Consider the following 21,608-nt stretch of genomic DNA (forward strand, 5'->3'; position numbering starts at 1 on the left):
CCGTAGTCGGTAACAAGGAACCGCGCTTTTTTGGGCGCGGCCACACGGAACCGCAATGGCTGAGAAGATCATCAACGGATTTTCGGTGCTCGCGTACGCGACCCAACCCGAGGGGCGCGTGCCGCCGCGCGCTTTCATCGAAACGCGGCGGTTGCCGAAGAAAAAGAGCCAGGCCGAACGGGACGCGCAAGCGGCAGCCCAGGCCGATGCGCCAGCGCCACCGGATGACGCCGTGCAGCAGGAAGCCGAGCCCGACACCCAGGCTTTCGAGATCTTCATCAGCCGACGCTTCCGCAGCACGGTCGAGGCCATGTCGGCCGCACGCAACGCGCTGGACCGCGTCAAGCAGGTCGACGAGGACGGCGTTCCGGACCATTTGCCCGAATAGTCCAGCCCCTGGGGGGCCATGCGTCGCCCATATTGTTATCCCGACTTTGTATTTGTCTAACCCCTGAGCGCAGGCCGATGATGCCGCATGGCAATCATCGCCATTCACAGTCTGCTCAAAAGGAAGGTTGATGAATACGAACGTCCATTCCCGCGCCATCTCCACGCGGGGAATTTCGCGCCGTGCGCTGCTGCGCGCGGCAGGCGCCGCAGGCCTTGCGGCGCCGCTGGGCATGCTGGGCTCGCGCGTGCTGGCCGCCAACGCCGCACCGCGCACGTTCAAGATCGCATGGAGCCAGACCGCAGTCTGCCAATCGCCCGTGTCGGTGGCGCTGGAGCGCGGCTTCTTCGAGAAGTACAACCTCAAGGTCGAACGCATCAACTTCAGCGGCTCCACCGACCAGCTGCTGGAGGCGATCGCCACCGGCCACGCCGATGGCGGCATCGGCATGGCGCTGCGTTGGTTGAAACCGCTGGAGCAGGGCTTCGACGTCAAGCTGGCGGTGGGCACGCATGGCGGCTGCATGCGCTTGCTGACGGCGCAGGATTCGCCGATCAAGAGCGTCAACGACCTGAAGGGACGCCGCGTGGCGGTGTCGGACCAGGCCAGTCCGGTGAAGAACTTCTTCGCGATCCGCGTGGCGCAGCTGGGTATCGATCCCGAATCCGTGGACTGGCGCCAGTACCCGCAGGACCTGTTCGGCGAGGTCCTGCGCAAGGGCGAGGTCGACGCCATTGCGGGTGACGATCCGCTGATCTACACGCTGCGCGAGGACAACAAGCTGCGAGAGATCGCCACCAACATCGAGGGCGATTACGAGAACCGCACCTGCTGCGTGCTGGGCCTGCGCGGCGATCTGGTGCGCAAGGATCCAGAGGCCGCCGCGGCCATTGCGCGCGCGGTGATCGACGCGCAGCGCTGGACGGCTTCCAACCCGGACGAGACCGCGCGCATCTTCGCGCCGTATGTGCCCGGCAAGGTGCCGGCCGAACGCGTGGCCGCGATCCTGCGCAGCCACAGCCATGGCCATGCCTCGACGGGCGCCGCGTTGCGCGAAGAGATCGTGGGCTACGCCCGGGACCTGAAGACGATAAAGGTGCTGAGCGCGGGCCTGGACGTCAACAAATACGCGCAAGTGGTGGTGCCCAATGTCCTCGGCTGACGTATTGCACGCCCCGGCCGCGGGCGTGAATCGGCCCGCGCGCGACTGGCGCTTGTGGAAGACCGGTATCGCCGCCGCCGCGCTGTGGGCGGGCGTGGGCGGCGTGACGCTGGCATGGCCGAACGTCGAGGTGGGCTTCTCGTCCTGGGGCTACACGCGCGAATTCGGCGCGGCGGCCTTGGCGCTGGCGTTGCTGCTGTTACTGGCGGCGGCGCCGGGGGCGGGGCAGTTGCGCGCCGTGCGCGCCTTGCACCGCGCCGGCCCCTGGCTCGCGGCCCTGGCCGTGGCGGTGGGCGCCTGGGAGATCGCGACGGCCAAGCTGGCGCTGCTGCCCAGCCCGTTCTTCGCGCCGCCGCAGTCGCTGATCGAAGTCTACGTCTCCGACTACAAGCGGCTGGCCGACAGTCTGGCGAATTCGCTTTGGCTGCTGGCCAACGGCTTTCTGCTGGGCGCGGCCGCGGGTTTCCTGACCGGGGTCGCGATCGGCTGGTCGCGCGGCCTGGGCTATTGGGTGCATCCGGTGCTGCGCTTCCTGGGGCCGGTGCCTTCCACGGCCTTGCTGCCTATGGCGTTCTTCTTCTTTCCGTCGAGCTGGTCGGCAGCGGTCTTCCTGATCGCCCTGGCCACCTGGTTTCCGGTCACGGTGCTGACCTGGTCGGGCGTGGCGGGCGTCAACCGGGCCTACTACGACGTGGCGCGCACCATGGGCGCCAATGAGTGGTTCCTGGTGCTGCGCGTGGCGATTCCGGCGGCCTTGCCGCAGGTCTTCGTGGGCCTGTTCATGGGCCTGGGCGCCTCGTTTTCGGTGCTGGTGGCGGCCGAGATGATGGGCGTGAAGTCCGGGCTGGGCTGGTACCTGTCATGGGCCCAGGGCTGGGCGTCCTACGCCAACATGTACGGCGCGCTGATCGTGATGGCGCTGGTGTTCTCGGGCCTCATCACCTTGCTGTTCCTGGGGCGCGACCGCCTCCTGGCCTGGCAGAAGGGAGTCGTGAAATGGTAGCGGCAGCGGTGCCTGACAAGCGGGATGCGGCCGGCGCCGCATTGGCCGTGCGCGGCGTGAACCATCACTTCGACCTGGACGGCGCGCAACTGCCGGTGCTGGACGGCATAGACCTGGACGTGAAGCCGGGCGAGTTCGTGGCCCTGCTGGGCCCCAGCGGCTGCGGCAAGTCCACGCTGCTGCGCCTGGTGGCGGGCCTGGAGCCGCCCGCCGCGGGCGGCCTGCTGGCGGACGGCGAGCCGATCACGGGGCCTTCGCCTTCGCGCATCGTGGTGTTCCAGGACCCCACGCTATATCCGTGGCGCACGGTCTGGGACAACGTGGCCCTGGGACTGCAGGCGCGCGGGCTGTTGAAGACGCAGCGCAGCCGGGTGGACGAGGCCTTGCAGCGCGTGGGCCTGAAGGCGTTCAGCCAGGCCTATCCGCATCAGCTGTCCGGCGGCATGGCGCAGCGCGCCGCGCTGGCGCGGGCGCTGGTCAACGATCCGCGCATCCTGATCCTGGACGAGCCGCTGGGCAAGCTGGACTCGCTGACCCGCATCGCCATGCAGTCCGAACTGGTGGACCTGTGGCAACGCGAAGGCTACACGGCCTTGCTGGTCACGCACGATGTGGAGGAGGCGCTGTTCATGGCCACGCGCATCGTGGTGCTGAGCGAGCGGCCGGCGCGGATCAAGGACGAAATCGTCAACGACCTGCCGTACCCCAGGCATCGCGGCGATCCGCGCCTGGCCGCGTTGCGCCATCGCGCGCTGGCCTTGTTGGGGCTGGATGCGACGTGGTGAGCATCGTGCAACGCCGGCCGGCGGATGCCGCTGGCGCGGCGCGGTGGGCCCGGCGGCGCATGGCGGCGCTGTTGACGGTCGGCTTGGCCGCATTGGCGTTGGCCCTGGGCGCCGCGGTCTGGCGCTCGCTGGGCCAGGCTCCGGCATTGGCGTATTGGCCATTCGCGTGGCGCTACGACCCGGACCTGCCCGTCAGCCCGCACACGTGGCGCCAGCTTTGGCTGGCGCTGGCGCAGTCGGCGGCGGCGCTGGCGTTGCTGTGCGGCGCGCTGTTCGCCAAGCGCCGCCGGCTGGCATGGCTGGGCGCCGCCGTCGCGCTGGCGCTGCTGGCTGACTGGCCGAACCCGCGGATGTTGCTGGTCGAGGCGCACAGTTCTTCCTATCAGCGGTCGCCGTTGCCGTTTTCCGATGCCAATCTGTTGCAGGGCGGACGGCTGTACCAGGCGCATTGCGCCGCATGCCACGGCGCGGCGGCAGATGGGCGGGGCGAGCGCGCCGCCAGCCTGCCGGTGTGGCCCAGCGTGCTGGGACCGGCCCTGTTCCAGAACAGGCTCGAAGGCGAGCTGCACTGGCGCATCGCGCAGGGCGGCCAGGAACCGGCGGCCAACCCCGCGATGCCGGCGTTTGGCGCAATGCTGAACACGGAAGAGATCTGGCAGGTGCTGGACTATCTGCGCCTGCGGGCCTATGGCGTCAGCGGCGGCAGCGGCATGCCGGCGGTCGCCGCACCCGTCGTGGCGCTTGCCTGCCGCGACGGCCGGGCGACGCGGCTGAGCGGCTTGCGCGGCTTGCCCCTGCGTGTGATGGCCTACGCGCAGGGCGCGGCCGAGGAACCGCAGGATCCACGCCTGCTCACCGTAGCGCTGACGCGTGGCCACACACAGCGCGTAGACGCGGATTGCGTGGCGGCAGGCGTAGAGGCCTGGAACGCCTATGCGCTGGCAGCCGGCGTGTCTCCTGACGAGCTGGCGGGCGCGCAGTTCATGGTCGACCGCCAGGGCTGGCTGCGCGCGCGCCGCCTGCCAGGCGCGGCTCCGGCGTGGACCAGCGCGGACGATGTCTGTGGGCCGGGAGGACGGATGGAGGGAGCGACGGCCCGCGGGCTGGGCCAACTATTGCAGGCGATGGATCGTGCGCCCATCGCCATTCCGGATATGCGCCGCGAACATTGACTGCGGCGCTTGCCCAAGCACATATCAACCCCAAGCGAGGTCTGCAACATGAGTACGTTGAACGAATACCTGGGCCAGAAACGCGAGGCCGTGCTGGCGCGCAACGCGCGCGATCCGCACACAGTGACGCCGGTGAAATTGCGCGCACAGGTCAGCGCCGAAGGCCGCAGCGGCGTGCGCCGCATCCGGATCCGCGATCACCAGGTGGTCAGCGACAGTCCCGCGGATTTCGCGGGCTATGACCTGGGACCGAGTTCGCCCGAGCTGCTGCTGGGATCGCTGGGCAGTTGCCTGACGCATATCTTCCTGATCAAGGCTGCCGAGCTCGAATTGCCGCTGGAGTCGCTGCAGGTGGAGATCGAAGGCGACCTGGACCCGCGCGGCGGCAAGCCGGGCTATGAGCAGGTGCCATTCTTTCCGCACAACATCCGCTATACCGCGCACATCGTGTCGCCGGCCGACGAGAGCGCGGTGCGCGCCGTGCATGAGGCGGTGGAGCAATGGTGCCCGATCCTGAACCTGCTCAAGCAGCCGCAGCCGCTGGAAGGCCGCGTGCAGCACACCCGCTCGGCGGCGCAATAAGCAAAGGCCTCAAGTCAGCGTGCTGCGCATCAGGATCTCGGTCAGCGCGCGCGTGGGCTTGTTGGGCGCGGGCGCCGAGATCACGATGAATTCCACCTGCGGCAGCGCGGGCAGTTGCGCGGCGCCTGCTGGCGCGGCAAGGCCGAGCGTGGACAGGTGCGAAGGCTGCACCGTGATGCCCAGGCCGGCGCGGGCGGCCGCCTGGCAGCCCGCATAGCTGGTGCTGGTGCAGACGATCTGCCAACTGCGGCCGGCGCGGGCCAGCGCGTCCAGCGTCAGGCCGCGGGTCACGCTGGGTTCGCGCAGCAGGATCAGCGGCAGCGGTTCGTCCGGCGCCACCCGCAGGCCTTCCTTGGCCTGCCACAGCAGGGCTTCCTTGTGCAGGGTCTGGCCGCGGCGGTCGCCCTTGCGGCGCTTGCCTATCATGACGTCCAGGCCGTTGTCGTCCAGCAGCTTGTAGAGCTCGCTGGTGACGCCGATGGTCAGGTCCAGTTCGACCTCCGGGTGGGCCAGCCGGAAGGCGGCCAGCACGTCGGGCAGAGGTCCCATTGCCAGATCGTCCGAGGTGCCCAGGCGCACGCGCCCGCGCAGGCGCGGCGCGTCGAACAGGCGCTCGGCCCGCTCGTGCGCGTCCAGGATGATCTGCGCATGCACCAGCAGGCTGCGGCCGTCGCTGGTGAGCGCGAGCGAATGCGTGTCGCGCTGGAACAGACGCCGGTTCAAGGCCTGTTCCAGCTGGCGGATGTGTTCGCTGACCGTGGGCTGGGTCAGGCCCAGGCGCCGGGCGGTCTCGGTGAAGCTGGGCGCGGCGGCGGCCGCGGCGAAGGTCTTGAGCCACAAGGGATTGAGCATGACGGCCTGGTCATAGGAAAGTCCGATGACAGTTAAAGTACCCAGTGGGCTTCACGATGGCAAGCGCCGTGCCTATAGTTTCCGCAATCCCTACGGAAATCTTTGCCATGCGCCGCTTCCTGCCCGACCAATTCACGCTCATCCTGATCGCCACGGTGGTCTTCGCCAGCTTTTTCCCTGCCGTGGGCAAGGGCGCGGCGTTCATGACCGTGGCCAGCAACATCGCCATTTCGCTGCTGTTCTTTCTGCACGGCGCCAGGCTGTCGACGGACGCCATCGTGGCTGGCGTGAAGGACGTGCGCCTGCACGCGCTGATCCTGGCTTGCACCTTCCTGCTGTTTCCGGCGCTGGGGCTGGGCCTGCGGGCGCTGTTTCCCGGCCTGTTGACGCCTTCGCTGTGGCTGGGCGTGCTGTTCGTCTGCACCCTGTCTTCCACCGTGCAGTCGTCTATCGCCTTTACCTCCATGGCGCGCGGCAACGTACCGGGCGCGATCTGCGCGGCCACGGCTTCCAACCTGCTGGGCACCGTGCTGACGCCGCTGCTGGTGGCGGTGCTGCTGCACCGTCAGGGTGGAGGCCACGGGCTGGCCGACGCCGGCCGCATCCTGTTGCAGCTGTTGTTGCCGTTCGCGGTGGGCAGCCTGCTGCGGCCCTGGATCGGCGCCTGGGCCCAGCGCAACAACCGCACGCTGTCGAAAGTGGACCGCAGCTCCATCCTGCTGGCCGTCTACACGGCGTTCAGCGAGGCGGTGGCGCAGGGTATCTGGCACGCGTTCCCGGCCATCGACCTGGCGTCCATGGTGCTGGTGAACGCCTTGCTGCTGGGAACGGTGCTGCTGGTCACGACCTGGGGCAGCCGCAAGCTGGGGCTGTCCAAGGAAAACGAGATCACGCTGGTGTTCTGCGGCTCGAAGAAGTCGCTGGCCTCGGGCATTCCGCTGGCCACGGTGCTGTTCGGCACCTCGCAGATGGGCGTGGTGGTGCTGCCGCTGATGATCTTCCACCAGATGCAGCTGATGGTCTGCGCGGTGCTGGCGCGCCGCTACGCGGAGCGGCAGGCGCCGGCTGAAGCGGCGGCGGCGCGGGCTTGAAGTCTCTTGCTTGAGCGTAGCCCCCTAGGCGGGCGTATCTTCCAAAGGGCGGATCTTGCCGGCCGGCTGCCAGTAGACCGCGCCTTCGCGTTCCTCGACCGTCAGCACGGTCAGGCGGCCGTTCTTACAGGGGCCGCCCACGCATAGCCCGGTGTCCGGCTGGTAGGTGGCGCCGTGGCGCGCGCACATGATCAGGTCGCCGGCGCGGGTGAAGAAGCTGCCTTCCCAATCCAGTTCCACGCCCACGTGGGCGCAGCGGTTCAGATAGCCGTGCACGCGGTCCTGGTAGCGCACGAAGAAGGCCGTGGTGCGGCCGGCGGCATCTGACACGGGGATCTTCACGCCCAGGCCGCCGTTGGCGAGGTCGGAGGAAGCGCAGACGCGGACGGCGGGGACGGGGGCTGAATCCTGCATGGTGGGCCTGGAAATCAAAGGGTGCGATGTTCGGACAGGGGCGCGGGCTTGTCAATCCGGCGAGCCGGTCAGGGCGCTTTGCTGCTGGCGGGCCCACATGCCGGCGTAGATGCCGTCCTGCGCCAGCAGTTGGGCATGGCGGCCGCGCTCGACGATGCGGCCTTCGGCCAGCACGATGATCTCGTCCGCGTCCGCCACGGTGGACAGGCGGTGGGCGATGATCAGCGTGCTGCGGCCCTGGCTGACTTCGCGCAGATTGGCCTGGATTTCGCGTTCGGTGTGGGTGTCCAGAGCGCTGGTGGCTTCGTCGAACAGGAAGATGGGCGGGTTCTTCAGGATGGTCCGGGCGATCGCCACGCGCTGCTTCTCGCCGCCGGACAGCTTCAACCCGCGTTCGCCCACCATGGTCTGGTAGCCGTCCGGCATGGCCATGATCAGATCGTGGATGTGGGCCAGGCGCGCCGCCGCCTGGATCTCTTCCTCGCTGGCGCCGGGGCGGCCGTAACCGATGTTGTAGAGGATGGTGTCGTTGAACAGCACGGTGTCCTGCGGCACGACGCCGATCGCGGCGCGCAGGCTGGACTGCGTCACGTTGCGCACGTCCTGGCCGTCGATGAGGATCGCGCCGCCGTCGGCGTCGTAGAAGCGGAACAGCAGGCGCGCGATGGTCGATTTCCCGGCGCCGGACGTACCGACGACGGCCACGGTCCTGCCGGCGGGGATGGTGAAGCTGACGCCCTTCAGGATGGGGCGGCGCGCGTCGTAGCCGAAATGCACGTCGCGGAACTCCACCGCGCCGCCCGCCACGCGCAGGGGCTGGGCATCGGGCCGGTCGGCCACCTCGCGGTCCTGTCCCAGCAGTTCGAACATGCGCTCCATGTCGATGATGGCCTGCTTGATTTCGCGGTAGACGAAGCCGAAGAAGCTCAGCGGCTGGTACAGCTGCAGCAGGTAGGTGTTGACCAGCACGAAATCGCCCAGCGTGTAGCGGCCTTCGGCGATGCCGGTGGCGGCCATCCACATGACCAGGGTCAGGCCCACCGAGATGATGGCGGCCTGGCCGATGTTGAGGATGGACAGGCTGACCTGGCTGCGCACGGCGGCGCGTTCATAGCGCTTTAGCGACGCGTCGTAGCGGCGCGCTTCGTGTTCCTCGTTGCCGAAGTATTTGACCGTTTCGTAGTTCAGCAGGCTCTCGATGGCTTTGGTGTTGGCCTCGGAGTCGGTTTCGTTCATCTGGCGCCGGAACTTGGCGCGCCATTCCGTGACCAGCAGCGTGTACGCCATGTACAGCGTGACGGTGGCGCCCGTGGCCAGCGCCAGCCAGATGTCGAACATCTTCCACAGCACCACGCAGACCAGCCCGATTTCGAAGAAGGTCGGCAGGATGCTGAAAAGCAGGAACGACAGCAGGGTCTGGATGCCCTTGGTGCCGCGCTCGATGGCGCGGTTCAGGCCGCCGGTCTGGCGCGTCAGGTGAAAGCGCAGCGCCAGCGCATGCAGGTGGCGAAAGACCTGCAGGCCGACCGCGCGGATGGCGTGCTGCCCGACGCGCGCGAAGATGGCGTCGCGCAGTTCCGAGAACAGCAGCGAAAGCACCCGGGCCGTGCCATAGGCCAGGATCAGGCCCAGCGGCACGGTGACGGAACCCGGGGCGCCCTGGCCCAGCTCGTCGATGGCGTGCTTGTACAGCAGGGGGACATAGACCGTGGCCACCTTGGCCGCGAACAGGCACAGCAGGGCCGCGATCACCCGCGTTTTCAGGCCCGTCTCGCCGGGCGGCCAGAGATAGGGAAAGAGCGTGCGCAGGGTGGAAAAGCCGCCGCGGCGCTCGGGCCGCGTGTCAGGAGCGTTCATGGTCTTGGGGGGATGCATGGGCCGTCGGGCCGTCGGAAGCGCATTATCGGCCACAGGCTGCAATTCTGCCGCAGCACCGCGCCCAGGGGCGGAAACGCCTGCTTTGGCAGAGGGGATTCAGGGATTTTGCGGCTCTGGGGGTAATATCGGCCTCACGACCCCTGGGATGTGTAGACCTCTCCCGGGGGTTTTCAATCCGGCATGGTGACTCGGGCGCAGCCTGGCGGGCCCGTTCTTTACTGTCTCAACCAAGGATGAAGCCTGGCTGCCCCTTGGTTGCGCGACCCGGCGCATATTCGCCGCGCGGACGTCGCGTCGCAAGCTACGGAGGGTCTTATGGCGAAAGTACCGGCAATGCAATTGAACGACGGCGGCAAGATTCCCCAGCTGGGCCTGGGCGTCTGGCAGGTGCCGAACGATCAGGCCGCCGCAAGCGTGAAAGAGGCGCTGGCGGCAGGCTACCGCTCGGTGGACACTGCGGCCATCTACGGCAACGAGGCTGGCGTGGGCGCGGGCTTGCGCGCGGCCGGCGTGGCGCGCAAGGATCTGTACGTCACGACCAAGCTCTGGAACGACAGGCACGGCTACGACGAGGCCCATAAGGCCATGGACGAGAGCCTCGAAAAGCTGGGCCTGGCTTACGTGGACCTGTACCTGATCCACTGGCCCGTGGCCGGCAGCACGAAGTTCCTGGACGCCTGGAAGGCCATGGTCGAAATGAAGGAAGACGGCCGCGCGCGCTCGATCGGCGTGTCCAACTTCACCCAGGCCAACCTGGAGCGGCTGCTCGACGCGTCCGGCGTGACGCCGGCCGTGAACCAGGTCGAACTGCACCCAGGCTTCACGCAGCAGGCGCTGCGGGCCTTCCACGCCAAGCACGGCATCGCGACGGAGTCATGGAGCCCCTTGGCCCAGGGCGGCGTGGCCAAGGACAAGGTCATCCTGGAACTGGCCAGGAAGCACGGCAAGTCGCCCGCCCAGGTGACGCTGCGCTGGCATCTGCAGCACGATCTGATCGTGATCCCGAAGTCGGTGACGCCCGCCCGCATCCGCGAGAACATCGACGTCTTTGACTTCGAACTGTCGGCGGCCGACATGGCCGCCATCGACGGCATCAAGGAAGGCGCGCGCCTGGGGCCGGACCCCGAGACCTTCGGCAAATAATGCCGCACGCCGGCACGGAACTGGCGGTCGCGCCTAGCGCTGCAGCGGGAATACCCAGTAGCGCACGATGACCGCCAGCAGGATGGCCAGGGCGATCCAGGACGCCCAGTGCCAGCCTCCCGTGCCCAGCAACGCGGCCAGCAGGCCGAACACGCTGAGCACGCCCAGCAGGATCGGCGCGCCCCAGACAAACATGAAACCACGGGCCGTCTTGCTCATGCGGGAGTCCTTTTCGGGATGGCGGCGGCCTGGTGCTTGCGCACGAGTTCGGCGATGCGCGCCTCGGTGGCGCGGCGGCGGGCCAGCCAGAGATAGAGGCCGCTGACCAGCACGATGATGGTAATGACGTCCAGCAGCGCCCAGATGATCTTCAGCGGCATGCCGCCGTAATCGCCGAAATGCAGCGGCCGCGACAGTTCCAGCGCGGTCAGGTACCAGGGCATCTTGGCCACGGTGGTCAGTTCGCCGGTCTTGCCGTCCACCAGCACGGGCGTGTTCAGCTTGGAGGTGAGCGGCGTGTCGCCGCGCATCCAGGTGATGTAGTGGTGGGGACTGCCGAAGGCATTGCCGGGAAAGGCGATGAACGACACCTCGTTGCCGGGCAGGGCCTTCCTGGCCGTGTCGGCGGCGCCCTGGGCCGAGGCCAGCTCGGTGGGTACGTTCTGGCCCTTGTAGGGTTCCAGGATGCGCACCAGTTCGGTGGACTGCCACAGGCGGAACAGCGGCGTGGAGAGTTCGTTGATCACGCCGGTCACGCCCACCACGAAGGCCCAGACCAGCGTCACGATGCCCAGCAGGTTATGCAGATCCAGCCACTTCAGGCGCGTGGAGCGGGAGGCGCGCACCGTGCCGAATTCCAGCTTTTTCATGAAGGGGCCGTAGAGCACCACGCCGGACACGATTGCGACGCAGAACAGCAGCCCCATGAATCCCAGGAACAACTCGCCGGGCAGGCCCGCGAACAGGTCCACGTGCAGCGCCAGCATGATGCCCATGAAGGAAAACTTGTCCTCCGTGTACAGCGGACCGTCCAGCAGCACGTCGCCGGTGCGCGCGTCCATGCGCACGGCGTGGCCGGACACCTGGCCGTCGCCGGGCGTTTTCGCCATGCCCACATAGACCTGAGGTTCGTCGGGATCGAAGAACAGATAGTCGACGACCTCGCCCGGATACATGGCGCGGGCGCTGTCGACCAGCTTGTCCAGGTTGGCGCGCGGGGTCGAGGCAGGCACGTCGGACAACGGCTTGCCGTCGTCGAGCCAGTGTTCGATCTCGTGGTGGAACACCAGCGGCAAGCCGGTAAGACAGATGACGAGCAGGAAGATCGTGCAGACCAGGCTGGTCCATTTATGGACCAGATACCAGGTTTTGATGGTGGACGCGGCAGTCATGGGGGAGGGCGGGGCCCTTGCAGGCGCGGATTGGGGAAAACTGAATATTATCGCGAATAATATCGATTCTCGTAACCAAATTTTGACCACGGCGCGGCAAAGGGGGACAGGCGGAGCGGCGTGAAAGCGGGTTAAAAAGAGGGATCGAGCATCAACCAGTGGTAGCCCCCGGATCATCATGGAGCAGCGTTTTCTCAAAGTCCCGCGCAACGAGCTAGGCCGCGATTTCGCGGTGGGCGATCTGCATGGGCATTTTTCCCGCCTGCAGGAAAGCCTGGACGAGCTGGGCTTCGACCCGTCCCGGGACCGCCTGTTTTCGGTCGGCGACCTGGTGGACCGGGGGCCGGAAAGCGAGGCCGCGCTGGAGTGGCTGGCGCGGCCGTGGTTTCACGCGGTTCAGGGCAATCACGAGGATTACGCGATCCGCCACGTGCGCACGGGGCAGGTGGACGTGGATAACTGGCGCGGCTATGGCGGCGGCTGGTTCCTGGACCTGCCTTCTGATCGCCAGCAGGTCTTTGCCGAGGCTTTCGCGCAATTGCCCATCGCCATCGAGGTCGAAACGCTGGACGGCGCCGTGGGGCTGCTGCACGCGGATTGCCCGGTGCTGTTCTGGCCGCGGCTGGAATCCGCCTTGCAGGACCGCTACCGGCGCACCAGCGCCGCCTGCCAGTGGTCGCGCGACCGCCTGCGGCAGATGGACCGCACCGGCATCCGCGGGGTGCGGGCAGTGGTGGCCGGGCACACGCCGGTGCCGGCGCCGCTGCTGCTGGGCAACGTCTACCACATCGATACCGAGGGCTGGAAATCCGGCTACTTCACCTTCCTGGACCTGGAATCCCTGCGGGCCTGGCCACGCGAGGTCGTGACCGAGCTCGCGGAGCAGGAATAGCCAGGCCTGGATTCCCGGCGGCTGTCGCCGGCCGCGGTCAGAGCGGCCGGGCGGCCACCGGTCCGGCGCCGCTGACGGCGCTGGCGCGGGCGGGCGTGTCGGCGTCCACGCGCGGCACGGGGATGGGCGGGATGGCAGGCGGCGCGTTGCCCGCCGGCGCGCCGCCCGCGGGGGCCACGGGAACGGGCAGGGCCACCGGCGGTTGGGCCGGACTGCTTTGCGGCATTGCGCCGCCGCCGGGCGGCAGGGGTTTGACCGAGGTGTCCACGCCGTCCGTCGAACGGTTGTTGTTCAGGAAATCGGTCAACGCGTCGCCCGAGGACAGGTCCAGCGAGGCCACGGCCTGGCCCGGCGGGAATTCCGAGAAATAGTATTCGCCGTTGTCCACGATCAGGCCGTCCGGCCGCGGCGCGGGCTTGGCTTCGGGCACGCCTTTCAAGGCCGGCTGCATGTAGTCCAGCCAGGTGCTCAGGGCCAGGCCGCTGCCGAATTCGTTGGTGCCCAGCGACTTGGGCTGGTCAAAGCCCATCCAGACGGTGGTGGCCAGGCTGGGCGTGAAGCCCGAGAACCACACGTCCACGGCCTCGTTGGTGGTGCCGGTCTTGCCGCCGATGTCGTTGCGCTTGAGCACCTGGTGCGCGCGGGCGGCGGTGCCGCTGACCGTGACGCCGCGCAGGATGTCGTCCATGACCCAGGCGGTGCGGGGATCGATGGCGCGCGCCAGGGCGTCGCCGGCGACGACAGGCTGGGCCTGCATCAGCACGTTGCCCGAGCGGTCGGTGACGCGGTCCACCAGATACGGGGTGACGCGGTAGCCGCCGTTGGCGAACACGCTGTAGCCGTTGACCACTTGCAGCGGCGTGGCGCCGCCCGCGCCCAGCGCCAGCGGCAGCACGGCCGGCCAACGCGACTTGTCGAAGCCGAAGCGGGTCAGGTAGTCCTGCGCATATTGCGGCGAGATGGCCTGCAGGATGCGGATCGACACCATGTTCTTGGACCGCATGAGGCCCTGGCGCAGCGTCAGCATGGGCTCGTACTTGTTGCCGTCGTTCTTGGGCTGCCAGGCCTTGGAGCCGGTCTGCTCCGCGGTCAGCATGAAGGGCTGGTCGGAGATCTGCGTGGCCGGGGTCAGGCCGCGTTCCAGCGCCGCCGCGTAGACGAAGGGCTTGATGTTGGAGCCGGGCTGGCGCCAGGCCTGCGTCACGCGGTTGAAGCCGCCGCGGTTGTAGTCGAAGCCGCCGATCATGGCGCGCACGGCGCCGTCCTGGGGCACCATCGAGACCAGCGCCGCCTGCAGCGTCGGCATGTTGATGATTTCCCAGCTGTCGCCGTTCTTGTGGATGTAGACGACCGAGCCGCGGCGCAGCCGCTGGCTGTCGCTGGCCTTGGGGTTGAGCGCGCGCGCCACCACTGCCAGCGCCTTCTTGTCGCTGATGGTGATGATGTCGCGCGCGCTGCGCGCCAGCGTCACTTCGGTGGGGCTGGCGGCCAGCACCACGGCGGTCAGCAGATCTTCGCTGTCAGGCGTCTTTTCCTGCACGCCGTCGAGGATTTCATCCAGCGCGGCCGGGTCCTTTTCGACGCCCTCGGGCAGGTCGATCTGGTCCTCGGGGCCCGGATACACGGCGCGGCGCGTGTAGTCCAGCACGCCGTCGCGCACGGCGCGGTAGGCGGCTTCCTGGTCCTTGGAATCGATGGTGGTGTAGACGTCGATGCCCTTGGTGTAGGTCTGTTCCTGGAACACGCCGTACATGAGCTGGCGCGCCAGTTCGGCCGGGTAGTCGCCGTGGATCGCGAAGCCGCGCGCGCTGGCGCCGTCCGCGCCGCGAATCGTCAGGCGCTGCTTGAGCGCCTCGTCGGCCTGTTCGGGCGTGAGATAGCCCAGCGTCTTCATGCGGCCCAGCACGTAGTGCTGACGGATCTCGGCGCGCGGGAAATTGGTGATGGGGTTGAAGCGCGATGGGGCCTTGGGGATGCCGGCGAGCATGGCGGCCTCGGCCGGCGTGACTTCCGACAGGGGCTTGCCCAGATAGGTGCGCGAGGCGGCCGCGAAACCGTAGGCGCGGTGGCCCAGGTAGATCTGGTTCATGTAGAGCTCAAGGATCTGGTCCTTGGAGAGCTCGGATTCGATCTTGAACGTCAGCAGCAATTCATAGAACTTGCGCGAATAAGTCTTTTCCGACGACAGGTAGAAATTGCGCGCCACCTGCATCGTGATGGTGCTGCCGCCCTGGCTCTTGGAGCCCTTGACGAGGTTGGTCACGACCGCGCGCGCCACCCCCATCCAGTCGACGCCGCCGTGGCTGTAGAAGCGGTCGTCCTCGGCTGCCAGCACCGCCTGGCGCATCACGGGCGGGATCTCGTCAAAGCGCAGCACGTTGCGGTGCTCTTCGCCGTACTCGCCGATCAGGACCTTGTCCGCCGTATAGATGCGCAGCGGCACCCGCGGACGGTAGTCCGTCATGGCGTGCAGGTCGGGCAGGCTGGGCCAGGCCAGGGCCAGCGCCAGGCCGAGCGCGATGCCGCCGCACACGGCGGCGCCGCCGGCGGCTACGCCCGCCTTGACGAGAATGCGTTTCCAGGGGAGGCCCGGTTTGCCGCCCGGGGTGGCGGAGGATTGCTGGGGGGTGCTCATTGCAGGCGATTCTAGGGCAGAACACGATGGACCGCCCAGAGGGTCATAAGGTTTCAGTAACTAAACATGAATTGCGTCGCGAGTGACGGCAAATCCGGTTGCAGGCGTCAGCCATTGTTCAGGTAGCGTTGGGGCGGCGCGCCCAGCGCACGGTGGAACATGGCCGAGAAGGCGCTGGCGCTGCGGTAGCCCAGGTCAGCGGCGATGCGCGCGACCGGCACGCCCTGCGACAGCCGGCACACCGCCTCGGCCAGCCGGACCTGCTGGACCCACTGCCGGTAGTTCAGCCCCAGTTCGGCCTGGAACAGGCGGATCAGCGTGCGGGCGCTGGCGCCGACTTCGTCGCCCCAGTCCTCGATGCCGCGCTGCAGCCCCGGATCGTCCAGGATCGCCGCGCAGATGGTCTGCAGACGCCGGTCGCGCGGCCAGGGGATCTGTAGCGGCGCGACGCGTGCGGCGGCCAGCTCGGAAAGCAGCAGGGCGGCGACCTGCCCGGCGCGGCCGTCCAGCGGATAGTCGATGGGTTCGGCGGTCAGCGCCAGGATCAGCTCGCGCAGCAAGCCGCCGACCTCGACCACCTGGCATTGCGGCCAGTAGCCGCGGGCGGTCTCGGCTTCGAGATAGAGCGAACGCATGGACACCGCGCCCACCATGTCCACGCCATGCGGCACGCCCGCCGGCACCCACAGCGCGCGCAGCGGCGGCAGGGCCCAGAAGCCGCTGGGCGTGGTGACGCGCATGACGCCTTCGACCGCGTAGACCAGTTGCGCGCGCGGATGCGAGTGGGTGCCCGTGCGGGTGCCTGGCAGGAATTCCTTGGCCATGGCCGTCACGGCGCGCGGCCGGTGCTGGTAGTCCTGCGGATTGACGCTGCGGGCGGGGTCGGGCAAAAGGAGTCGGGCGGGCATGCGTGTCACTTCCGGCATAAGGATGAGTTGGGCGGCTCAGGGCTGGTTTGCGTATTTTGTCACCATATTTTGTCACTTGAGCGACGAAAATTGGCAGATCGGTTCCGTCCCGGATTCCTACACTGGGTACTGGTCCGGCGTGGCGCTGGACATGTCCATCCCCATTACTTGCGTCCATCGCCCATGAATCCCCCTCAGAACTCCGCCGCCGGCGTCGCCGACGCCAATCCGGTCCCGCCGTCCGCCGCTTCCTCGGACCCGTCCACCGCCTTCAAGGTGCTGGGCGCGATCAGCGTGGCGCACCTGATGAACGACATGATCCAGTCGATCCTGTTGGCCATCTATCCCATGCTGAAGGATTCATTCAGCCTGTCGTTCGCGCAGATCGGGCTGATCACGCTGGTCTATCAGCTCGCGGCCTCGCTGCTGCAGCCCTTCATCGGCTTCTATACGGACCGCAATCCCAAACCGTACTCGCTGCCGGTGGGCATGGGCTTCACCCTGGTGGGGCTGTTGCTGCTGTCGATGGCGCCGTCGTTCGGCTGGCTGCTGGTGGCCGCGGTGCTGGTGGGCACAGGCTCGTCGGTGTTCCACCCGGAATCCTCGCGCGTGGCGCGCATGGCCTCCGGCGGACGCCACGGCCTGGCGCAGTCGCTGTTCCAGGTGGGCGGCAACGTGGGCTCGGCGCTGGGGCCGCTGCTGGCCGCGCTCTTCATCATCCCGCACGGGCAGCGCAGCGTGGCCTGGTTTTCGCTGGCGGCGCTGTTCGGCATCGTGGTGTTGACCGGCATCGGCCGCTGGTACAGCGCCAACCGCGTCCTGCTCAAGCCGCGCGCGCGGCGCGAGGGCGCGGGCAACGGGCTGTCGCGCAACCAGGTGCTGGGCGCGCTGGCGGTGCTGGGCGTGCTGGTGTTCTCCAAGTATTTCTACCTGGCCAGCCTGAACAGCTATTTCACGTTCTACCTGATCGACAAGTTCGCGCTGTCGGTGCGCGAGGCGCAGCTCTACCTGTTCCTGTTCCTGGCCGCGGTGGCGGTAGGCACGGTGGTGGGCGGACCGGTAGGCGACCGCATCGGCCGCAAGATCGTGATCTGGGTGTCCATCCTGGGCGTGGCGCCGTTCACGCTGCTGCTGCCCTATGTGAACCTGTTCTGGACCGGCGTGCTGGTGGTGATCATCGGCATGGTGCTGGCCTCTGCGTTCTCGGCCATCGTGGTCTATGCGCAGGAGCTGGTGCCGGGCAAGGTGGGGATGATCGCCGGACTGTTCTTCGGCTTTGCCTTCGGCATGGGCGGCGTGGGCGCCGCGGCGCTGGGCAAGCTGGCTGATGCCACCAGCATCGGCTATGTGTACCAGGTCTGCGCCTATCTGCCCTTGCTGGGCGTGGTGGCGATCCTGCTGCCGAATGTGGAGAAGGCGCGCCGCTGAAGGCGGGCGCCGGGCCTGGCGCCGTCAAGCCAGGAGGCTTACAGCGCCAGGCAGGGACCGCATCAGCCGGCCTGCACCGCGTTCAGGCGGGGGCGGCTGATGTCGATGCCGGTGATGTCGCCGGCCGCGCCGTGGTGGACGACGCAGGTGTGCGCGGAGCGCACCTGCATCAGCTGCGCCGGGCTGATCGCGAAGCTGGCCGCCACGCGGCGGTCGCCCACCGGCTTGATGGGCTTGCGGCGGTCCTTACCTGCGAACTTGCGGTGGTTGTAGACCGCCCAGCCCACCAGCACGCCCGCGTTGATCAGGGCCAGCAGCGCATAGCCCCACAGCGTGTGCACGGTGGGCAGGAACACCGGCCAGAGCGAGACATCGGGGCCGCCCGCGGCGGCGCGCAGGATCGCCAGGATGCCGGCGCCGAACAGATAGACGAAGGCGAACCAGCCGACGGCGGTCAGGACCAGGTCGAACAGATAGCCTGCGCGGGAACGTTGCGTGGTGATGATCATGACGTTGCGTCCGGTGATTTGATGCCCCGGTCCGGGCTGGTCCAGCGCGCGCGCCGGGCCTGCTTGCGGAGCATGACTTTGGGGAAACTGACCAGGGTGGTGAACAGGCTCACCATCCAGAAGGCCAGCGGATACCAGATGACCCAGTACAGCGAGCGGGCCAGGCCGGGCTCGTAGCGGCGGTCGATCAGGATGCTGACGACGAACTGCAGCAGGCAGACCACGGCCAGCATCATGCCGGTGAAGGCGGGCGGCATCAGGCTGGCGATCTGCATGTTGTTGGGCAGCGTGACCACCTGGCTGACGGCCCAAAGCAGCACCGACACGCCGAAGGCGAAGGCCCAGGCGGTGGACAGGCAGAACTCGGCCATCAGCGGCCACAGGCGGCGGTGGCGCCAGACCCAGATCGAACGCAGGTTCTTCAGGAAGACCTCGGCGCCGCCCTGGGCCCAGCGCAGCCGCTGCTTCCACAGTCCGCGCAGGGTTTCGGGCATCAGGATCCAGCACAGGCCGCGCGGCTCATAGAAGATCGACCAGTGGTCGCGCTGCAGCTTCCAGCTGATGTCGATGTCCTCGGTGATCATGTCCAGGCTCCAGTAGCCCACGCGGTCCAGCGCCGCGCGCCGGAAGGCGGCGACCACGCCGGATACGGTGAACACCTGGCCGTAGACGCGCTGGGTGCGCTTGATCAGGCCGATGATGGAAGAGAATTCGCCCACCTGGATGCGCCCGATCATGGTGGAGCGGGTGCGGATGCGCGGGTTGCCGGTGACGGCGCCCACGCGCGGGTTGTCGATCAGCGGCGCCACCAGGTAGGCGGCCGCGTCCGGGTCCAGCATGGCGTCGCCGTCGATGCAGACCAGGTACTCGCTGCGCGCAGCCATGGCGCCCATGCGCAGCGCCATGGCCTTGCCCTGGTTCTGCGCCAGGTGCACCACGCGCAGCCGCGGATGGGCGGCGGCCATGCGGTCCAGCATGTCGGCGGTGCCGTCGCTGGAGCCGTCGTTGATGGCGATGACCTCGATGTGCGGATAGTTCTGGCCCAGGGCGGCCAGCAGCGTCTCTTCGCCGTTGTCGGCCTCGTTGTAGCAGGGCACCAGGATGGACACCAGCGGATTGCCGGCCAGGACTGGCGGCTGGCTGTCCTTGCCCCATTTCCAGTGCCGCTCCCAATGCCACCAGAAGTAGATGCCGCCGGCCATCCACATGCCGGACATGAACAGGGGGTAGAAGAACACGAAGCCCAGCAGCGCTTCGCCGGTCAGCATCAGGGTGAAGCCGAAGGGCGCGCCAAGCACCGCGCAGAGAATCAGCAGGGCAATCAGTCGGTCTATCATTTGATCGGATACCAGGCTTCGGAGATGGCGGGCCGGATGCCTTGCAACCGGGGCTGGTCTTGCGAGAAATCGTCGGGGTAGTAGCCGAAGCTGCGCGAGCCGCGCAGCTGCAGCCGCTTCATCCAGCCGGCCAGCACGGCCGTGTCGACCGGCGTGGCTTCGGGGCGGCCGGGGCCGGTGCGCCAGTCGCGGGCCTGCAGCTCGAACACGGTCCTGTCCAGCGCCCCGGGGCGCTGCGCGACGGTATCGACCAGCCGGTCCAGCCAGGCGTTTTCCTGGCCGGCGGGCACGTTTTCCATCAGCGGCATCGCCATCGGCGCGGTCCAGTCGTAGGCGCCGAGGAAGTCGTCCAGGTTCTGCGCGAACCAGGTTTCGCTGCCGGGATTCAGGATGGGTTCGGCAAAGATGTTGCGCGCCGTCTTGATCTGCGGGCCGCGCACCGCGCGCACCCGCTGCGTGAGTTCGGCGGTGAAGTCCACCAGCGCGCGGCTCTTGTAGCGGGTCCAGCGTTGCAGGGTGTCCGGATCCGCGCGCAGTTCGGCGATGCTGCCCGGCAGGCCCGCGGCCCGGTAGGCGGCCAGCGCGCCGGGGCTGGCGTCTTCGAAGTCCGACAGCAGCGCGTCGTCATGGAACAGGATGCCGTCGAAGATCGCGTAGCGGGACAGGTCCTCGTACAGATCGCCGATGCGCGCACGCACGGTCGGGTCGAACGGCGACAGGCGGCGGTACTGGTCGGGATCCGGCTCTGGCTGCGCCTGGCCTTCCTGCCAGCGCGTGACGCGGGGCAGGGCGGGATCCAGGTCGAAGGACAGCACCGGCATCCAGGCGTAGACCATCACGTTGGCGCGGTTGTGCAGCTGCCATGCGGCGCGGTTGAAGAGATCGGCGCGCATAGGCAGCCAGCGGTTGGGGAAGTAGACGGACTTCACCAGGCCGTCGCCCACGGGGTCCGAGTAGGCCTGCAGGAACACCGTGTTGATCTGCATGTCGAGGATGCGCTGCACCAGCTCGCCCAGGTTGCGGTCGGTCTGCGCCGGGTCCGGGTCGTAGACGTAGTCCAGGTCCACGTGCGCCACGCGCATGAAGGGCTGGGCTTCCATGCCGACCACGCTGTTGGCGAAGGGCTTGAGCGTCGGGTCGCTGGACAGCAGCAGGCGCGGCGTGGACATCAGGCGGCCGACGCGGCCCGGGCCGTCCTCCAGCGTCAGCGCCAGCTGATAACCGTGCTCGGCGGTAATGCGCAGGGTGGAACCGCCTTCGGCGCCATAAGGCCAGACCCAGACGCGCGGCTTCTTGCCGGTGGCGCGGCGGATCTTTTCGGTGATGGCGGCGACGTCGCCGCCCATGCGCGCGTCGAACTCCGCTTCGGTCTCGTAGCGGCGGGTCTGCGCGTCATAGGCGCGGATGGCGGCTGCGGGTTCGGTATTGCCCTGGGGATTGGCCAGCGCGCCGTAGTGCGAGGCATTGGTGTGCGCGGCAATCTCGACCAGCCCCGAGCGCGAGATCTCGCGGACCTCGTCCCAGTTCAGGAAGCGCTTGCGGTCTTCGGGGCTGCCGCCGAAGTCCACGCGCTGGTTAGCCGGCGTGTCCATCCAGACGCCGACCGGCGCCAGCAGCGCGGGCCATTGATAGGCTTTCAGGATGGGAAGCACGCGGGTGTAGAAGCTGCGGTAGCCGTCGTCAAAGGACAGCAGCACGGCGCGCTCGGGCAGCGGCTTGCCGCCCTGGCGCGCGGCCAGGATCTGATCCACGGTGACGGCCTGGTAGCCATTGGCGCGCAGCCAGGCCAGCTGTTCGACCAGACGGTCGGTGCGCACGCTGAGAAAGCCCTGGTCGGGGTCTTCGTCTTCCACGTCGTGGTAGGCCAGGGCCAGGAACTGGCCCTGCACCCAGGGCTGTTCGGCGGGGGCGAGCGGGCGCTGGTCCGGCGGCGTGTAGACCGGGATGTCCTTGGCGCAGGCGGTCAGCGCCAGGATCGCGAGCAACAGCAGGCCGGCGAGAATCAGGCGGGTATGGGTTTTAAGCATCATGGCGTTAC

General features: G+C 68.0%; 20 protein-coding genes. 10 read left to right on the forward strand and 10 right to left on the reverse strand.

Features of this window, described 5'->3' with window-relative positions; translation table 11 throughout:
- Window positions 1-55: 55 nt before the first annotated feature.
- The 6 genes from IB259_RS00775 (at window position 56) to IB259_RS00800 (ending at window position 5,092) form a co-directional block, all read left to right on the forward strand.
- The gene (locus IB259_RS00775; protein ID WP_054458217.1) at window positions 56-388 is read left to right on the forward strand and encodes a hypothetical protein; all 333 of its coding nucleotides are present in this window, start codon (window positions 56-58) and stop codon (window positions 386-388) included.
- A gap of 130 nt (window positions 389-518) precedes the next feature.
- On the forward strand, window positions 519-1,550 hold the full coding sequence (locus IB259_RS00780) for an ABC transporter substrate-binding protein (RefSeq protein ID WP_192327087.1): 1,032 nt from the start codon (window positions 519-521) through the stop codon (window positions 1,548-1,550).
- A complete protein-coding gene (locus IB259_RS00785) occupies window positions 1,537-2,553 on the forward strand; it encodes an ABC transporter permease (protein WP_119451642.1) in 1,017 nt (338 codons plus the stop codon). Before IB259_RS00780 ends, IB259_RS00785 begins: the two co-directional genes overlap by 14 nt.
- Complete coding sequence (locus tag IB259_RS00790) at window positions 2,547-3,338, forward strand: ABC transporter ATP-binding protein (RefSeq protein ID WP_119451643.1); 792 nt, start codon at window positions 2,547-2,549, stop codon at window positions 3,336-3,338. The genes IB259_RS00785 and IB259_RS00790 overlap by 7 nt, the downstream gene beginning before the upstream one ends.
- A complete protein-coding gene (locus tag IB259_RS00795) occupies window positions 3,335-4,510 on the forward strand; it encodes a c-type cytochrome (RefSeq protein WP_254593364.1) in 1,176 nt (391 codons plus the stop codon). The genes IB259_RS00790 and IB259_RS00795 overlap by 4 nt, the downstream gene beginning before the upstream one ends.
- A gap of 48 nt (window positions 4,511-4,558) precedes the next feature.
- Window positions 4,559-5,092 (forward strand): OsmC family protein, encoded by a 534-nt coding sequence (locus IB259_RS00800; protein WP_054458213.1) that lies wholly within the window; start codon window positions 4,559-4,561, stop codon window positions 5,090-5,092.
- 9 nt (window positions 5,093-5,101) lie between these two features.
- Here the strand turns inward: IB259_RS00800 and IB259_RS00805 are convergent, their stop codons facing one another.
- The gene (locus tag IB259_RS00805) at window positions 5,102-5,944 is read right to left on the reverse strand and encodes a LysR family transcriptional regulator (protein WP_054458212.1); all 843 of its coding nucleotides are present in this window, start codon (window positions 5,942-5,944) and stop codon (window positions 5,102-5,104) included.
- Between the two features lie 107 nt (window positions 5,945-6,051).
- On the opposite strand from IB259_RS00805, the gene IB259_RS00810 reads away from it, so the two are divergent.
- A complete protein-coding gene (locus IB259_RS00810; RefSeq protein WP_054458211.1) occupies window positions 6,052-7,035 on the forward strand; it encodes a bile acid:sodium symporter family protein in 984 nt (327 codons plus the stop codon).
- Window positions 7,036-7,059: 24 nt separating this feature from the next.
- On the opposite strand, the gene IB259_RS00815 is transcribed toward IB259_RS00810, so the two are convergent.
- Both IB259_RS00815 and IB259_RS00820 read right to left on the reverse strand, forming a co-directional pair.
- Window positions 7,060-7,449 (reverse strand): Rieske (2Fe-2S) protein, encoded by a 390-nt coding sequence (locus tag IB259_RS00815; protein WP_054458210.1) that lies wholly within the window; start codon window positions 7,447-7,449, stop codon window positions 7,060-7,062.
- A 51-nt stretch (window positions 7,450-7,500) separates the two neighbouring features.
- Entirely contained in the window at window positions 7,501-9,306 is a 1,806-nt protein-coding gene (locus IB259_RS00820) for an ABC transporter ATP-binding protein/permease (RefSeq protein ID WP_054458296.1), read from the reverse strand.
- A 336-nt stretch (window positions 9,307-9,642) separates the two neighbouring features.
- On the opposite strand from IB259_RS00820, the gene IB259_RS00825 reads away from it, so the two are divergent.
- Window positions 9,643-10,470 carry an aldo/keto reductase gene (locus IB259_RS00825; RefSeq protein ID WP_054458209.1) on the forward strand — a complete coding sequence of 276 codons (828 nt, stop codon included), beginning with the start codon at window positions 9,643-9,645 and terminating at the stop codon, window positions 10,468-10,470.
- A 33-nt stretch (window positions 10,471-10,503) separates the two neighbouring features.
- Here the strand turns inward: IB259_RS00825 and IB259_RS00830 are convergent, their stop codons facing one another.
- Both IB259_RS00830 and IB259_RS00835 read right to left on the reverse strand, forming a co-directional pair.
- Window positions 10,504-10,689 carry a hypothetical protein gene (locus IB259_RS00830; RefSeq protein WP_054458208.1) on the reverse strand — a complete coding sequence of 62 codons (186 nt, stop codon included), beginning with the start codon at window positions 10,687-10,689 and terminating at the stop codon, window positions 10,504-10,506.
- Complete coding sequence (locus IB259_RS00835; RefSeq protein WP_054458207.1) at window positions 10,686-11,861, reverse strand: PepSY domain-containing protein; 1,176 nt, start codon at window positions 11,859-11,861, stop codon at window positions 10,686-10,688. The genes IB259_RS00830 and IB259_RS00835 overlap by 4 nt, the downstream gene beginning before the upstream one ends.
- Before the next feature lie 178 nt (window positions 11,862-12,039).
- On the opposite strand from IB259_RS00835, the gene IB259_RS00840 reads away from it, so the two are divergent.
- Window positions 12,040-12,753 carry a metallophosphoesterase gene (locus IB259_RS00840; protein WP_054458206.1) on the forward strand — a complete coding sequence of 238 codons (714 nt, stop codon included), beginning with the start codon at window positions 12,040-12,042 and terminating at the stop codon, window positions 12,751-12,753.
- Between the two features lie 37 nt (window positions 12,754-12,790).
- Here IB259_RS00840 and IB259_RS00845 read toward each other — a convergent pair whose 3' ends face one another.
- Window positions 12,791-15,388 (reverse strand): penicillin-binding protein 1A, encoded by a 2,598-nt coding sequence (locus tag IB259_RS00845; RefSeq protein WP_054458205.1) that lies wholly within the window; start codon window positions 15,386-15,388, stop codon window positions 12,791-12,793.
- 107 nt (window positions 15,389-15,495) lie between these two features.
- A complete protein-coding gene (locus IB259_RS00850; protein WP_054458295.1) occupies window positions 15,496-16,296 on the reverse strand; it encodes a helix-turn-helix domain-containing protein in 801 nt (266 codons plus the stop codon).
- A gap of 183 nt (window positions 16,297-16,479) precedes the next feature.
- Between IB259_RS00850 and IB259_RS00855 the strand changes: the two genes are divergently transcribed.
- Window positions 16,480-17,724, forward strand: a complete 1,245-nt coding sequence (locus tag IB259_RS00855) for an MFS transporter (protein ID WP_054458204.1) — start codon at window positions 16,480-16,482, stop codon at window positions 17,722-17,724.
- A gap of 62 nt (window positions 17,725-17,786) precedes the next feature.
- On the opposite strand, the gene pgaD is transcribed toward IB259_RS00855, so the two are convergent.
- The 3 genes from pgaD to pgaB are packed head-to-tail and all read right to left on the reverse strand — an operon-like array spanning window position 17,787 to window position 21,600.
- Window positions 17,787-18,233 carry a poly-beta-1,6-N-acetyl-D-glucosamine biosynthesis protein PgaD gene (gene pgaD / locus IB259_RS00860; protein ID WP_054458203.1) on the reverse strand — a complete coding sequence of 149 codons (447 nt, stop codon included), beginning with the start codon at window positions 18,231-18,233 and terminating at the stop codon, window positions 17,787-17,789.
- On the reverse strand, window positions 18,230-19,570 hold the full coding sequence (pgaC, locus tag IB259_RS00865; RefSeq protein ID WP_118934541.1) for a poly-beta-1,6-N-acetyl-D-glucosamine synthase: 1,341 nt from the start codon (window positions 19,568-19,570) through the stop codon (window positions 18,230-18,232). The genes pgaD and pgaC overlap by 4 nt, the downstream gene beginning before the upstream one ends.
- Window positions 19,567-21,600 carry a poly-beta-1,6-N-acetyl-D-glucosamine N-deacetylase PgaB gene (gene pgaB, locus IB259_RS00870; protein WP_054458201.1) on the reverse strand — a complete coding sequence of 678 codons (2,034 nt, stop codon included), beginning with the start codon at window positions 21,598-21,600 and terminating at the stop codon, window positions 19,567-19,569. Before pgaB ends, pgaC begins: the two co-directional genes overlap by 4 nt.
- Between the last annotated feature and the right edge of the window lie 8 nt (window positions 21,601-21,608).

Origin of the sequence: Achromobacter sp. ACM04, from assembly GCF_014851465.1 — a bacterium.
Lineage (GTDB): Bacteria > Pseudomonadota > Gammaproteobacteria > Burkholderiales > Burkholderiaceae_B > Achromobacter > Achromobacter aegrifaciens.